Source organism: Ilumatobacter sp. (genome assembly GCF_049588435.1).
GTDB lineage: Bacteria > Actinomycetota > Acidimicrobiia > Acidimicrobiales > Ilumatobacteraceae > Ilumatobacter_A.
This window is the reverse complement of record NZ_JBAVYV010000234.1, coordinates 1-13,540: the sequence shown is the minus strand read 5'-3', so window position 1 is coordinate 13,540 and position 13,540 is coordinate 1. Positions and strand designations below refer to the sequence as shown.

The window sequence follows — 13,540 nt, the reverse complement described above, 5'->3', positions numbered from 1 at the left end:
CGGGCCGGCCGAGCGCGTCTACCGCGCGATCGGCGGCTGAGCGTCGGGGTTCTCGACCCGGTCGGTTCCCCATCGCACGATCAGGCCGACGAGGACGAATGCGAGGAGGATCGCCGCGCAGGTCACGGCGATCTCGCCCGCGCTGTGGTCATCCGGATCGAGGAACGGGTAGGGGTACCAATCGGCCATCGGGCCACGAACCAACGTGTAGATCAGCCAGACCGCCGGAAAGATCAACCATGTCGCGGCCTGGCCGAGGGTCGGGCGAGTCGGCGATCGATCGAGGAACCAGTCGACGACCACGACGATCGGTCCGATGACGTGCACCACGCTGTTGACCCACGCGAGTTCGGTCGAGACATCGGCCCCGGCCGGCGCCAGCAGCACGTTGTACACGATGCCGGTGATGGCCATGTAGACCGTGACGGCACCGCGAAAGATGATGAACGGCGCTCGTGAGACGAGGCCCGGGCGCAGGGCGAGCGAGCCGAGGAGGACCATCGCCGCGAGGTTGCTCAGGACGGTGAAGTAGCTGAAGAAGTTGGTCGGGGTGAAGATCGCATTGTCCTGCGCCCGGATGAACTGGGCGACGATGGCCACGGCGATCGCCACGGCCATCACCCCTCGGATGCCACGCAGAATCGACGTCATCCCGGCAGTATCGCTCATCCGACCACGCGCCGGCGCGAACCGTCGGCGCTCGGGCCGGGTGGTGTACCTCTCGTCGGACGAGAATCATGAGTGGACTGATCGGGAATGTCGTGAATACGCTCTCGGTTGTCATGAACGTGCAGCGATTCTTCGAGTTTCCCGACCCGGTCAACGAGACCTCGGCACGCCTGGTCGCGCTCGGTGTGGTCATCCAGGGCGCTGCGTTCGTCGTCTTCCGGGAGGCATGGATCCTCGTGCCGCTGGTCTACGGCTTCGTCGCTCGCGTCCTCACCGGCCCGACCGCGTCGCCGCTCGGGCAGTTCTCCGTCCGGATTGCGACGCCCTTCCTCGAGCGTCGGTTCGGTGTCGACTCCCGTCGGGTTCCCGGCCCGCCCAAGCGCTTCGCCCAACTGATCGGTGTCGTCTTCACGACGGGTGCTGCGATCGCCTCGACGATGGGAGCCACCTGGCTGGCAGTCGCGCTGATCGCAGGGTTGGTGGTCGCGGCGTCGCTCGAAGCGTTCCTCGCGGTCTGTCTCGGATGCATCGCGTACTCTGCCATCTGGGGATGCGCCGACTGCGACGACATCGGCGATCGATTGCAGCAGGCGCTCATCCGCTCGCGCGAGCCGGTCGACGCGGTCGACGCTCCGGTTCCCACCGGCTGATCTCGGGAACGATCGGCCGCACCGTCCGGTGGTCGACCATCCCTCGCCAGACGCCCCATCCGTACGCCACGTCGGTCGGCACCGACGCGATGTCGGCCGCACACGCGGCGACGGTGACCCAGCGTGCCCGTTTGGACACGAGGCACATGGCGAACGCGATCGGCCACCAGATGCGGCGGACTGCGGACGCGAAGTGTCGCATTCCGGCGACGTGTCCGTCGACGGTGAGTCGGGCGATGCGCCCGCGCGGGATCTCCGGCAGCCGCTTCGCGACGGCGACGGCGTTGGCCGCGCCGAGAACGGTCGCGACCACCGGGTGGCCGAGCACGATCGCCGCCCATCCCGTCGCCATCCACGCGTTCGCTCTGAACGGCGCGAGCGCGTTCGGATGGCGCAGGCTCAGCGGTGCTGCAGCCGAGCCGTATCCGGCCTGCTGTCGGAGTCGACCGCCGATCGTCGAGCGTGGTTCGTGGTGGACCGTCGACCGTGGCGCGTACCGACACCTCCAGCCCGCCTGGTCGAGTCGCCACACGAAGTCGACGTCCTCGCCGAATCGCAAGGCCTCGTCGAACCCGCCGACGTCGTCGAACGCCGTTGCGCGAACGACGATCGCCGCGGCGGGCACGTAGCCGACCCGGGTCCCGGCGCGGATGCGTGCCGGTTCGGTGCCGAGGTCGAGCGAGGACGTCGGATCGCCGATCACCCGAGGTGCGACGAGACCGACCGCCGGGTCGTCGAAGTGCGGGAGCAGCAGGGTCAACCAATCGCTGTCGATCGTCACGTCCGCGTCGACGAACGCGATCAATGCCGTGCCGACCTCCCGACGGCCGGCGTTGCGAGCTGCCGCCGGTCCGCGGTTGACGTCGAGGCGAACGGTCGCGCCGTCGATCGGAGGGAGCGAACCGTCGTCGACCGTGATGTCACGGTCGCGTTTCCGTTCACCGCCGAGTTGTGGCGTGACGATCGTGACGTCGTCGATCGTGTGCCGGCTCGCCGGTGCCCGACCGCGGGGATGGATCGCACCTGCGTCGAGCAGTCGGTCGACCAGCGACGACGCCTCGACCTCCGATCCGTCCTCGATGCGATCGCACACCGCCGCGCCGGCCGCGGTGACGCGGAGCATCGTCAGGGGAGATCCGCCGAGGACCGACCGTCGATCAGACGTCGGACGGTCCCACGTCGCGTCCGTGTCGAACCGCATCGTTACACCGAGGGGTGGGACTCGGTCGCGGCGGGCTCGCGGGCATCGCTGCGTGGAGTCTCGGGTGGCGCCGCGTCGACCGGGCGCCACCGTTCGATCGACAGCACGAGGTCGTCGACGAAGTCCTCGATGAACCGCTCGCCTTCCGCTCCCGACGCGCCGTCGGGATCGCCGAGCACGCCCGTGGGGCTGACGCCGTGGACCCCGTGGGAGCGCAGCCGGGGAAGCAGTTCGTCGAGCGGAAGGTCCGGGCCGCGGACCCCGAGCTCGAGGCGGACCAGGCCCGGGTCGATCGCCAGCATCATCGATGTCTCGATCCGGCCGGCGTGCAGGTCGGGCGGTCCGCCGTCGGTTCGACGCCGCCATCGCGGCCACCAGCAGAACACGTGGCGACCTTCGGACGTGAGCAACTCGGCGGCGCGGGTCAGCGGTTCGTGGTTCCCCCCGTGGCCGTTGACGAAGACGACGCCGGCCGCCCAGTCGGCGCTGCGGCCGAGTTCGGTCGCGACGTCGGCCATCACCTCGACTCCGATCGACAGGGTTCCGGCGAAGCCGGCGTGTTCGCCCGACGCGGTGATCGAGATCGTCGGTCCGAGGATCAGCCCGGTCGTGCGGTGCAGTGCCCGACCGGCGATCTCCTCCGCGACGAGTGTGTCGGTGTTCAGCGGGAGGTGGGGGCCGTGTTGTTCGGTTGATCCGACCGGAATGAGCACGATCGGCGACAGCGTGCCATCGTCATCGGCCATCAGCTCTTTCGCCGCGTGGACCTCGTTCCACGTCGCCTCGCCCAGTCGCATCGCGGCTCAGTCTCGCGTGATCGACGCGCGCCACCCACGAAAATGCGCGTCGGTGCCTGGCACCGACGCGCATGTCAGGTCAGTTGCGGGCGGGTGGTGAGAAGTCATCGGGGATGATGAGGTCGTCGGGGGAGAGTTCGGCGATCGACGACTTGCCCAGCCCGAGCAGGTTGGAGTCGATCCCCATCCGCAGGATGTCGAGGACGTTCTCGACGCCGGCCTGGCCGTTCGCGGCGAGCCCCCACAGGTATCCGCGCCCGATCATCACGGCCTTGGCGCCGAACGCGAGCGCCTTGACGACATCGCTTCCACGGCGGATACCGGAATCCATGACGACTTCGATCTCGTCGCCGACAGCTGCGACGACTTCGGGGAGCACCCGGATCGACGCCGGTGTTCCGTCGATGTTGTTGCCCGCGTGCGTCGACACCGAGATCGCGGACGCACCCGCGTCGGCGGCGCGGCGTGCCTCGTCCGCGCGGTTGATGCCCTTGACCATGAACGGGCCGTCCCACTGGGAGCGGAGCCACGCAACGTCGTCCCACGTCGGGGGAGGGGTCCCCATCCAGACGCCGTAGGCATCGAAGAATCCGGGGACCGGATCGTCCTCGGACACGGGGAAGTTCGGCACGCCGAGTTGGGGGATCGAGCCCGAGCGCAACCAGTCGTACAGCCAACGCGGTCGAAGCACAGCCTCCGGACCGTGTTTGATCATCGTCGGCAGGTCGATCGCGGCGGGGATGGCCGGGCTGCCCCAGTCACGTGAGTGCACGAACGACCAGTCGAGCGTGAGGATCATGCCGACGGCACCGTTCGCCTTCGCCCGCTCCATCCGGCCGACCATCGAATCGCGGTCGCCGGCCCAGTAGATCTGGAACAACGTCTGGGGGTTGGCAGCGATGACCTCGGCCATCGGCTTCGACGAGAACGAGCTCAGCCCCATCACCACACCGCGTGCCGCGGCGGCGCGGGCCACAGCGACTTCACCGTCGGGATGGACCGCCTGGACGCCGGTCGGGCTGATCATGACCGGCATCGACATCGGCTGCCCCATGACCTCGGTGGCCATGTCGCGGGTGGCCGACTGGCCGGCTGTCAGCGGGCGGAATCCGAGCTCATCGAACGCGGCGCAGTTGTCGTCGCGGGTGACACCGCGCTCCGCTCCTGCGACCAGCGCGCCGTAGACCGACTTCGGGAGCCGACGCTTGGCTCGCTTCTGGGCGACGGCGATCGACTCGAACCACGGGTTGAACCAGGGATTGAACACGCGGGACAGCGTACGGCTCGCGGGCGCCTGCGGGCCAGCCCTCGCTCAAGCGATCGGCTTCACGCCCGATCCTCGGTGTCGGAGCCAGCGGACGAGTTCGATCAGGCCGGTGATCGCGAGGGCCGCGCCGAAGGCGAGCCAGAACGCGAGTGCGTGATCGTCCTCGAAGGCCTGGCCGAAGAAATAGCCGAGCAACGCGGCGTACGACCCCCAGATGGTGGTGGCGATGATGATCCACTTCGCGAACCAGGGCCACGGTTGATTGGTGAGCCCGCACGAGATCGTGAGGATCGTGCGTCCGCCGGGGATGAAACGGGCGGTGATCAGCAGCAGCCCGCCGCGGATCTTGATCTGGCGGTCGGCGGCATCGAGGCGACTGCTCCGACTCGGTTTTCGATCCGCCCAGTCGTCGACACGCTCGGAGAAGTGGCGTCCGATGAAGTAGGCGAGGTTGTCGCCGATGAAAGCACCGATCGCGGCGACGAGGATGATGAGGACGATCGACTGGTTTCCCTGTCCGGCGGCGACCCCGCCGACGATCACCATGGTCTCGCCCGGCACGATCGGGAACACCGAGTCGAGCAGTGCGACCGCGAAGACGACCAGCGGGAACCACCAGTAGGCGGAGAAATCCTGCAACCGATCGGTGACGTCGGTGATGATGTTGGCGATCACGGGGTGTCGCTCCCGGCGTCGATCATCCGGTGATGAACCAGATCGTCGAGTCCGGAGGGATCACGCCAGGTGTGTGCAGTTCGGCCGGCTCCGACGCGAAGACCGGCGACGCATCTCGGAGGTGTTCGCTCTCGGCATCGAGCGCGATCGGTGCCGCGGTGACGTTCGTGATCGCCACGAGATCGCCACGGCGGACCGCGACCACGCCGTCACCGAGATGCAGGACGTGACCGGTCGGCCCCTGTGTGGTCGCGAACTCGCGACGGGCGGCGATCACCTCGCGGTACAACTCGAGGGTCGAGCCGTCGACACCATCGAGCTCGTCGACGGCGAGCGTTCCCCACCACGCCGGCTGTGGCAACCAGGGCTCGGCCACATCGATCGGTTCGGCACGTTCGAGCTCGGCGTCATCGTCGTCGGTGAGCGGGGACTCCGAGAAGCCGAAGTTGGTGGACGGGTCGTCGGTCCAGGGGAGTGGGATCCGGCACCCGTCGCGGCCGATCCGCTCACCGTGGGTGATGACGAAGACCGGGTCCTCGCGCCGGTCGTCGGGGATGTCGAGGACCTCGGGGAGACCGAGTTCCTCGCCCATGTAGAGGTAGAGCGAACCGGGCATCGCCATTGCCAGCGTGATCAGCGCGCGCGCTCGTCGGCGACCGATGTCGGTGTCGACACTGGTCGCGACCGACTCGAGGGCGTTGTTGGTGACGGTGGACGGATCGGTCGCGTTGTCGCGGCCGAGTCGCGTGACGACGCGTTGCACGTCGTGGTTGTTCAACGTCCACGTCGGGGTCGAACCGGTGTGGGCGAGGTCGAGCGTGTCGCCGATCGCACGCTCCATCTCCGACCGGTCCCACGGGGACAGCAGGAGATCGAACGCGAACGCCTGGTGGAACTGCTCGTCGTTGACGAACGACGCCATCAGGTCGGGGCGACCGTTCATGTAGGCCTCGGCGATCATCGTCAGGTCACGTCCGGGGTGGCGTTCCATGTACGAGTCGATCGTCGCGCGGAACCGGCGCCAGACGTCGTGGCCCTCGGGTCGGAACACCGTGTAGGGGTTCTCCCACGTGACCTGGAGCATCCCGGTTCCCGCGGGGACGGGAGGGGCATCGGGGAGATCCGGATGTTTGCCGACCGGGCTGATCGCGTCGACCCGGAAACCTTCGACACCCCGGTCGAACCAGAACTCGAAGACATCGGCAAACATCTTCTGGACGTCGAGGTTGGTGTGGTCGAAGTCGGGCTGGTGCGGCGTGAAGGTGGCGAGGTACCACTGAGGATCGTCGTCCGCCACACGGTGCCATGCGGGCCCGCCGAACGCCGCCGACCAGTTGTTCGGTGCCGCACCGTGGGGATCGTCGTCGGTCGGGCGTCCGTCACGGAAGTAGAAGCGGGCGCGCTCGGCACTTCCGGGTCGTGCGGCCAGCGCGTCGACGAACCACGCGTGTTCGTTCGAGCAGTGGTTCGGGACGAGGTCCATCAAAACCTTGATGCCATGCGCGCGAGCCTCGGCGAGCAGCGTGTCGAACGTGTCGAGATCGCCGTACTCGTCGTGGATCGCGAAGTAGTCGGCGACGTCGTATCCGTGGTCGGCCTGCGGTGAGGGGTAGCACGGGTTCAACCAGACCGCGTCGACACCGAGCGCCGCCAGATGCTCGAGCCGCGACCGGATCCCGTCGAGATCGCCCACGCCGTCACCGTTCGAGTCGGCGAAGGAACGGACGTAGGCCTGATAGACGACGGCATCCTGCCACCAGTGGTCGGAACTCATCGCGACAATGTAAGCGGTGGCACCGCTGATGGCTCCGCCGGGTCAGGCGATCGTGATGCGGACGCGATGGTGCTCGGCACTCGGGTCGGCCGAGTGGGCGATCACGAGGTCGTACTCGCCGCTCGCGATCGCCCAGGCACCGCTCGACTCGTCCCAGTGATGGAATGCGTCGGGCCCGAAGGTCAACTCGACCGATGTCGACGATCCGCCGGGGACGACGGTCTTCGCCCACGCCTTGAGCTCGCGGGCGGGCCGTTCGACCGGCGCGTCGACCGGAGCGACGTAGCCCTGCACGACGACGGTCGCGTCCGGTGCGCCGGGGTTGTCGAGTTGCACGCTGACGACGATTCCGTCCGCCGCGAGGTCGCCGATCGCCACGTCGGTGGTCGACACGTCGACCGTCCCCCAGGTGGCGGTGCCGTAGCTCAGCCCGTGACCCAACCAGAAGCGCGGAGCGATGCCCGAACGTTCGTAGTGCCGGTGGCCGATGAACAGACCCTCCGCGTAGCGCTGCACCGGCGGTTTCCCGTCCGAGTACACCGGCTGATGGTGATCGATGGCGGGGTGATCGGCCAGCCGCACCGGGTAGGTGGTCGGAAGGCGGCCACCCGGGTCGGCGTCGCCGAGCAGGACGTCGACCATCGCCTCGGCCTGCTCCTGTCCCGCGAAGAACGAGGTGACGACCGCCGGAGACGATCCGGAGGCGGCATCGTCGGCCCAGTCCATCGTCACCGGTGAGCCGGCGTTGACGACGACGACCGTGTTCGGGTTCGCCGCGGTGACGGCCGAGATCAGCTCGTTCTGGCGCCCCGGGAGGTCCATCGTCTCGCGGTCGAACCCTTCGGTCTCCCACTCGTCGTTCGTGCCCACGACGACGACGGCCACGTCCGCATCGGCAGCCGACGCGATGGCCTGTTCGAAGAGGTCGTCGGGGTCGGGTGCGCGGACTCCGATGCGCAGCGCGGCGAACCCGTTGTCTGCCGCGGTTGTCCATTTGACGGCGAGGTCGATCGGCTCACCCGCCGTGGCGTGCACGACCGCGCACGACTCCTCGCTGCCGTAGCCGAAGAACTCGCGGGTGCGCGGCAGGAGCATGTCGGGGTCGTCGACCACGACCGTCGGCTCGGCACCGGCCGTGGTGGCCGTCATCGTGACCGGACCGGTCGAGACGACGCCGATCACGTGCGGACCGTCGACGTCGGGGATGAACGAACCGGTCACGCGGGCGCCGAACGCGGTCGCGTCGACCGCGTCGGGCGTGGTGCCGAAGAACCGGAGCATCGACGTCGACGATTTCGCCTCGACGACCATCGGTGCATCCCAGTCCCGACCGTTGACGTATTCGAGGTGCAGACCGGGTGCTCCGTCGGGAGTGCGGAGCTGCTCGCGCCGTGCGATCGGGGTGAGACGATCGATCCGGACGCCGATGTCGTAGCCGACCGTGGTCGACGGGCTGCGTTCCGCGAGCCGATCGGTGAGCGCATCGAGCAGCGTCCGGTGTCCGAACGGGGTGAGGCTCGCCGATCCGCCGCCCATCGAGCGGTCGATCACCGCGTTGGGGCCGATGACCGCGACCGTCCCGAGGCCCTCGACCGGGATCGGGAGTGCGGGGCGGCCGAGCGTCGCGACCGGCGCGTTGCGCAGCAGCACCGTCCCCGCGATGGCCGCACGACGCGTCAGCGCACGCTCGGTCGGGTCGTCGATCGCCTCTTCCGGTTCGTCGCAGCTCCGCTCGTCGGCCGACGTGCGGTTCATCACCGTGAGCAGATCGCGTACGAGACCGTCGACGGTCTCCTCGGTCACGTCGCCGCGTTCGACCGCCTCGGCCAGCCGTCGCCCGTACACACGAACCGGTGCGGGCATCTCGACCGTGAGCCCGGCGTTCGCCGCGCTGACCGGCTCGTGCACGCCGAACCAGTCCGACACCACGAAGCCGTCGAATCCCCATTCGTCGCGCAGGATGTCGGTCAGCAGGCGACGGTTCTGTGCGGCGTGGTCGCCGTTGAGGCGGTTGTAGGCGCTCATGATCCCCCACGCACCGCCTTCCTTCACCGCACGTTCGAACGGACGCAGGTAGAGCTCGCGCAACGGGCGCTCGTCGATGTCGACGTCGACGGTCATCCGGTCGATCTCGGTGTCGTTGCACACCAGATGCTTGACCGTGACGGCGACGCCGTGAGCCTGGACGGCACGCACGTAGGCGGCTGCCAGTGCTCCGGAGAGTTCGGGATCCTCGCTGTAGCACTCGAACGTCCGTCCACCCACGGGAGTCCGATGGAGGTTGACGGTCGGGCCGAGCAGGACATGCGCCCGCTTGCGCCGGGCTTCGGTGCCGAGCAGGTCCCCGATGTCGGCGAGCAGATCCGGGTCCCAGCTCGCACCGAGCGCGATCCCGGCGGGGACGGCGACGCCGGCGGTGCCCGCACTCCCGTGCCCCTCGCCGCGGACGCCGGTCGGACCGTCGGACATCTTCAGCTGCGGGATCCCGGCCTCGGGGAAGGCCTTGGTCCGCCAGTTGTCCTTGCCGGCAACCAGGCGACACTTGTGGGCGAGGTCGAGGGTGGCGAGCGCGGCGTCGATGTCGATCACCCGGAGATGATGCCACGCGATCGGCTCCGTTCCGGCGTGTAGCCACTGCGGCAGAGTCATCGGAGACCGACCCGGACACGCGCGGACCGCGCGACTCGCGCGACATCGACCACTCGTCGCGCGAACTTTGGCAAGATTCACCTCTATGTCCTCGAACGACACCGTGCTCGCGCGCGGCAACATCGCCGTCATCACCGGCGGGGCCAGCGGCATCGGTCTCGCCGTTGCCGAACAACTGCTCGAGCGAGGGATGAAACTCGTGCTCGCCGACATCGACGAAGCGAAGCTGCGTGCGGTCGAGTCGCGCCTGACCGAGGCCGGTGGCGAGGTCGCCGGTGTCATCTGCGACACGGCCGACCCCGAGTCGGTCACCGCGCTCGCGGAGGCCACACTCGACCGTTTCGGAGCTGCCCACCTGTTGTTCAACAACGCTGGAATCGCGGGCGTCGGAGATGCATGGGGCGGATCGCTCGATCTCTGGGACCGGGTGGTCGGGATCAACCTGTACGGAGTCGTCCACGGGATCCGGGCCTTCCTCCCGATCATGACCGAGCAGGGCAGCGGGCACATCGTCAACACCGCATCGATGGCCGGGCTGATGGCACTCCCCGGTGCCGCGCCGTACAACGCGACCAAGCATGCGGTGGTCGCGATCAGCGAGGGCTTGTACCTCGAACTCGGAGCGACCGGGTCCCCCGTGGGCGTCAGCGTTCTGTGCCCCGGGTTCGTCAAGACGGACCTGATGCAGAAAGAACCGGACACGGTCGACAGCCCGATCGGGGAGTTGATCGGCGCGATGCTGACGTCGGGTGTCGAGGACGGCATTCCCGCGTCCGACGTCGCCGACGCGTTCGTCGCAGCGGTCGACGTCCAACAGTTCTGGATCCTCACCCACAAGGACATGCGCCAGGCGCCCGTCGAGCGGATGCAGCGCGCCGCCGGTCAGTCCAACCCGCCGATGATCGGTGCCGACTGATGGGCACCTCCACCTCCGCATTCGGCGCCGGCAAGCGCGAGTCGCACGATGCAACCGACTTCTATGCGCGTTTCGCGCCGCCCGAGATCAGCGACGACGACACGCTCGGAACACCTGGCGCGGTCGACACGATCCACCTGGGTGACGCGCGGGCGATGGATCAGGTGCCCGACGCGTCCGTCGCGCTCGTCGTCACGTCCCCGCCGTACTTCGCAGGTAAGGAATACGAGACCGCCCTCGGCGAAGGCCATGTCCCCGCCGACTACATCGAATACCTCGAGTTGCTGCGCGACGTCTTCGCCGAGTGCGTCCGCGCGCTCGAACCGGGCGGGCGTCTGGCGATCAACGTCGCGAACCTCGGTCGCAAGCCCTATCGCAACCTCGCCGCCGACGTCACGGCGATCCTCCAGGACGACCTCCGACTCCTCCTGCGCGGCGAAGTGGTCTGGCAGAAGCAGCGCGGAGCCAGCGGATCGTGTGCGTGGGGCTCGTACCAGTCGCCGGCGAATCCGGTCTTGCGCGACACGACCGAGCGGCTGATCATCGCGAGCAAGGGCCGTTTCGACCGAGTCGGTCGCGGGGGCTTCGGTCGGTCGACCAATGGCGAACCGACCGTTCCCGGAGACGAGTTCATGGAGGCCACGCTCGACGTCTGGGAGATCCCGGCGGAGTCCGCGACCCGGGTGGGACATCCCGCCCCGTTCCCGGTCGCGCTCGTCGAGCGATGCCTGCACCTGTTCACCTTCGACGGCGATGTCGTGCTCGACCCGTTCATGGGGTCGGGGACCACCGGCGTCGCGGCCAAGCGAACCGGGCGGCGCTTCATCGGCTACGACACCGAGCCGGCGTACGTCCGCCAGGCCCGGGAACGGATCGATTCACTCCCGTCGGCGGACCTGCCCGACCGGCGCACACTCAAGGAGATGGCCCGGACGTTGCTCGAGGAGGTCGGCTTCGACGTCCTCGACGACAACCCGCGGATTGCTCCCGGGGTCACCGTCAGCGTCCGGGGTACCCGCCCCGACGGCGCCTCGCAGCTCTTCGAGTTCGGCGGCGTGAACACGCCGGCGCGACCCGGTCTGAGTCGGATCGAAACCGTCTGGAAGACGGTCGCCAAGGCGTCGATCCTGCGCGAGTCGGCCGTGGACGGCGTGGGCGGGCAATCATTGATCGTGCTCACTGCCGGGACCGTCCGCGGTGGTCCGCTCGCTGCGGTCACCGGTCCCGGGCGCCCGATCGAGGCGATCATCGACCTCACCCTCGATGATGCCGCGCAGCGATTGACCGACGCACTCGCACGACTCCACGGTTGAGCAGCGAGGTCGGTCGTCGGTGCCGTCATCGGACCCGGGCCCTCGGGACGGTCTCTCGACGGTCGACCGTCGAGCGCTGCTCTCGGTCGCCGTTCAATTCTTCGTCAACGGAGCACTCTTTGCCTCGTTCGTGCCGCGTCTCCCGGAGATTCGCGACGAGGTCGGTGTGTCGACTGCGACGCTCGGGGTGTTGTTGGCGTTGGGTGCCCTGGCGGGTGTCGCCGGAAGTGCTGCGACCAGTGGACTGATCGGGCGGTTCGGCACGCGCCGCGTGCTCATGGGTGGCGGGGCCGCGGTGTGTCTGTCACTGCCGATCATCGGATTCGCCACGGTGCCGGCGGTGCTCCTGATCGGTCTCGCGGCGATGTCCGCGTTCGATGTCCTCATCGACAGCGCGATGAACATGCAGGGGTCGTGGATCAGTGGCCGCCGTTCGGCGCCGGTGATGAATCGACTCCACGGGTTGTGGAGTCTCGGCACGGTTGTCGGTGGTTTCGCGGCGACCCGACTCGCGGCGGCGGGGGTGTCGTTGCAGTGGCATCTGCTCGGGGTCGCGGGCGTCCTCGGCGCGGTCCTGGTCTTCGTCGGCCGCGGGCTCCTGCGTGAGGACGAACTCGTGATCGAGGACGAACCGGTCGATCCCGGCGGTCGTGCACGGCGCCGGTCGCGAAAGCCGCTCGTCATGCTGGCCCTCGCCGGCGCGTGTTCGATCTCGATGGAGGTGACGTCGAGCGATTGGGCGGCGTTTCGGCTCAGCGACGACTTCGACGTGACCGCCGGAATGGCGGGTCTGGCGTACGTCGCCTTCACTGCCGGGATGACGGTCGGCCGATTCGGTGGCGATTCGATGGTCGCGCGGTTCGGGGCGCGCCGGGTCGCCGACGTCGGGATCGCGATGACCCTGACCAGCCTCGCGGTCGCTGCGTTCTTCCCGAACCGGTGGGTCGTCATGGGCGCCTACCTCGTCGCCGGGCTCGGCATCGCGACGCAGTTTCCGAAGCTCTACGACGATGCTGCGAAGTACCGGGGTCGGCCGGGTGCGGGGCTCGGTGCGCTCACGGGCGGAGCGCGGATCGCCATGCTCGCCACGCCGGTCGTCGTCGGCGGTCTGGCCGCGACGTCGCTCTCGGTCGGGGCAGCGACGGCGATGGTCACCTTGCCCGCTGCTCTCGTCTTCGTCGCCATCAATCGCATGACGCAGCCCGACGCTCGGCCGCTTGTCAGCGGAGCGGGGTCACGGTGAGTTCGAATCGATCGTCTCGCCAGCGGTCGACGGCGACGAGCCCGTCGTCCAGGATCGCCCGGGCGAGGGTCCCCTTGGCGGCCTTCGCGAAATGGCCTCCGGGCTTGCCGGTGGGGTCGACGAAGTCGAGCGACACGCCGTGCACCCGGGCGTCGGGGCTCCAGGCGGCCCGATGTTCCTTCGGGAGCATGTCGATGATCACCCGCTTGCGTCCGGCGGTACGCCCGGCGGCGTAGCGGTTGAGCGTGTCCGAGAGTTCGTCACGCCACCAGGTCGAGAGCTTTCCGAACGGAGCGAGGTTCGCCCCCATCTTCAAGCGGTAGTCGGGAACCGGATCGTTCCCGCGGACGAGTCCGAGCAGCCCGGAGACGACCACCAGGCGGCGG

Annotated in this window: 12 protein-coding genes; 4 read left to right on the top strand and 8 right to left on the bottom strand. The window is 68.6% G+C overall.

Annotated elements, in window-relative coordinates:
• Positions 1-18 precede the first annotated feature (18 nt).
• Positions 19-651: a Pr6Pr family membrane protein gene (locus WBV89_RS09240; protein WP_423981048.1), complete on the bottom strand. Its 633-nt coding sequence runs from the start codon at positions 649-651 to the stop codon at positions 19-21.
• 131 nt (positions 652-782) lie between these two features.
• Here WBV89_RS09240 and WBV89_RS09235 point away from each other — a divergent pair, with 131 nt between their 5' ends.
• Entirely contained in the window at positions 783-1,319 is a 537-nt protein-coding gene (locus tag WBV89_RS09235) for a DUF4395 domain-containing protein (RefSeq protein WP_423981047.1), read from the top strand.
• Here the strand turns inward: WBV89_RS09235 and WBV89_RS09230 are convergent.
• The 6 genes from WBV89_RS09230 to WBV89_RS09205 form a co-directional block, all read right to left on the bottom strand.
• Positions 1,264-2,442, bottom strand: a complete 1,179-nt coding sequence (locus WBV89_RS09230) for a glycosyltransferase family 2 protein (RefSeq protein WP_423981046.1) — start codon at positions 2,440-2,442, stop codon at positions 1,264-1,266. The genes WBV89_RS09235 and WBV89_RS09230 overlap by 56 nt on opposite strands.
• An 80-nt stretch (positions 2,443-2,522) precedes the next feature.
• Entirely contained in the window at positions 2,523-3,317 is a 795-nt protein-coding gene (gene mftE / locus WBV89_RS09225; RefSeq protein ID WP_423981045.1) for a mycofactocin biosynthesis peptidyl-dipeptidase MftE, read from the bottom strand.
• Between the two features lie 79 nt (positions 3,318-3,396).
• On the bottom strand, positions 3,397-4,584 hold the full coding sequence (mftD, locus tag WBV89_RS09220; RefSeq protein ID WP_423981044.1) for a pre-mycofactocin synthase MftD: 1,188 nt from the start codon (positions 4,582-4,584) through the stop codon (positions 3,397-3,399).
• Between the two features lie 45 nt (positions 4,585-4,629).
• Positions 4,630-5,259 (bottom strand): DedA family protein, encoded by a 630-nt coding sequence (locus WBV89_RS09215; protein WP_423981043.1) that lies wholly within the window; start codon positions 5,257-5,259, stop codon positions 4,630-4,632.
• A 22-nt stretch (positions 5,260-5,281) separates the two neighbouring features.
• On the bottom strand, positions 5,282-7,033 hold the full coding sequence (locus tag WBV89_RS09210) for an alpha-amylase family glycosyl hydrolase (RefSeq protein ID WP_423981042.1): 1,752 nt from the start codon (positions 7,031-7,033) through the stop codon (positions 5,282-5,284).
• 42 nt (positions 7,034-7,075) lie between these two features.
• Positions 7,076-9,622: a beta-glucosidase family protein gene (locus WBV89_RS09205; RefSeq protein WP_423981041.1), complete on the bottom strand. Its 2,547-nt coding sequence runs from the start codon at positions 9,620-9,622 to the stop codon at positions 7,076-7,078.
• A gap of 145 nt (positions 9,623-9,767) precedes the next feature.
• Here WBV89_RS09205 and WBV89_RS09200 point away from each other — a divergent pair, with 145 nt between their 5' ends.
• The 3 genes from WBV89_RS09200 to WBV89_RS09190 are packed head-to-tail and all read left to right on the top strand — an operon-like array spanning position 9,768 to position 13,154.
• Positions 9,768-10,598, top strand: a complete 831-nt coding sequence (locus tag WBV89_RS09200) for an SDR family NAD(P)-dependent oxidoreductase (RefSeq protein ID WP_423981040.1) — start codon at positions 9,768-9,770, stop codon at positions 10,596-10,598.
• A complete protein-coding gene (locus WBV89_RS09195; RefSeq protein WP_423981039.1) occupies positions 10,598-11,911 on the top strand; it encodes a DNA-methyltransferase in 1,314 nt (437 codons plus the stop codon). Before WBV89_RS09200 ends, WBV89_RS09195 begins: the two co-directional genes overlap by 1 nt.
• A gap of 19 nt (positions 11,912-11,930) precedes the next feature.
• Positions 11,931-13,154, top strand: a complete 1,224-nt coding sequence (locus tag WBV89_RS09190; RefSeq protein WP_423981038.1) for an MFS transporter — start codon at positions 11,931-11,933, stop codon at positions 13,152-13,154.
• On the opposite strand, the gene yaaA is transcribed toward WBV89_RS09190, so the two are convergent.
• The coding region (gene yaaA, locus WBV89_RS09185) for a peroxide stress protein YaaA (RefSeq protein ID WP_423981037.1) at positions 13,132-13,540 on the bottom strand (409 nt) is incomplete at its 5' end. The two genes, WBV89_RS09190 and yaaA, sit on opposite strands and share 23 nt — an antisense overlap.

What these genes read in the sequence shown, in the direction of transcription:
- WBV89_RS09240 (WP_423981048.1), bottom strand. Translation starts at nt 651, where the DNA reads ATGACGTCGATTCTGCGTGGCATCCGAGGGGTGATGGCCGTGGCGATC.
- WBV89_RS09235 (WP_423981047.1), top strand. Translation starts at nt 783, where the DNA reads ATGAACGTGCAGCGATTCTTCGAGTTTCCCGACCCGGTCAACGAGACC.
- WBV89_RS09230 (WP_423981046.1), bottom strand. Translation starts at nt 2,442, where the DNA reads ATGCTCCGCGTCACCGCGGCCGGCGCGGCGGTGTGCGATCGCATCGAG.
- mftE (WP_423981045.1), bottom strand. Translation starts at nt 3,317, where the DNA reads ATGCGACTGGGCGAGGCGACGTGGAACGAGGTCCACGCGGCGAAAGAG.
- WBV89_RS09210 (WP_423981042.1), bottom strand. Translation starts at nt 7,033, where the DNA reads ATGAGTTCCGACCACTGGTGGCAGGATGCCGTCGTCTATCAGGCCTAC.
- WBV89_RS09200 (WP_423981040.1), top strand. Translation starts at nt 9,768, where the DNA reads ATGTCCTCGAACGACACCGTGCTCGCGCGCGGCAACATCGCCGTCATC.
- WBV89_RS09195 (WP_423981039.1), top strand. Translation starts at nt 10,598, where the DNA reads ATGGGCACCTCCACCTCCGCATTCGGCGCCGGCAAGCGCGAGTCGCAC.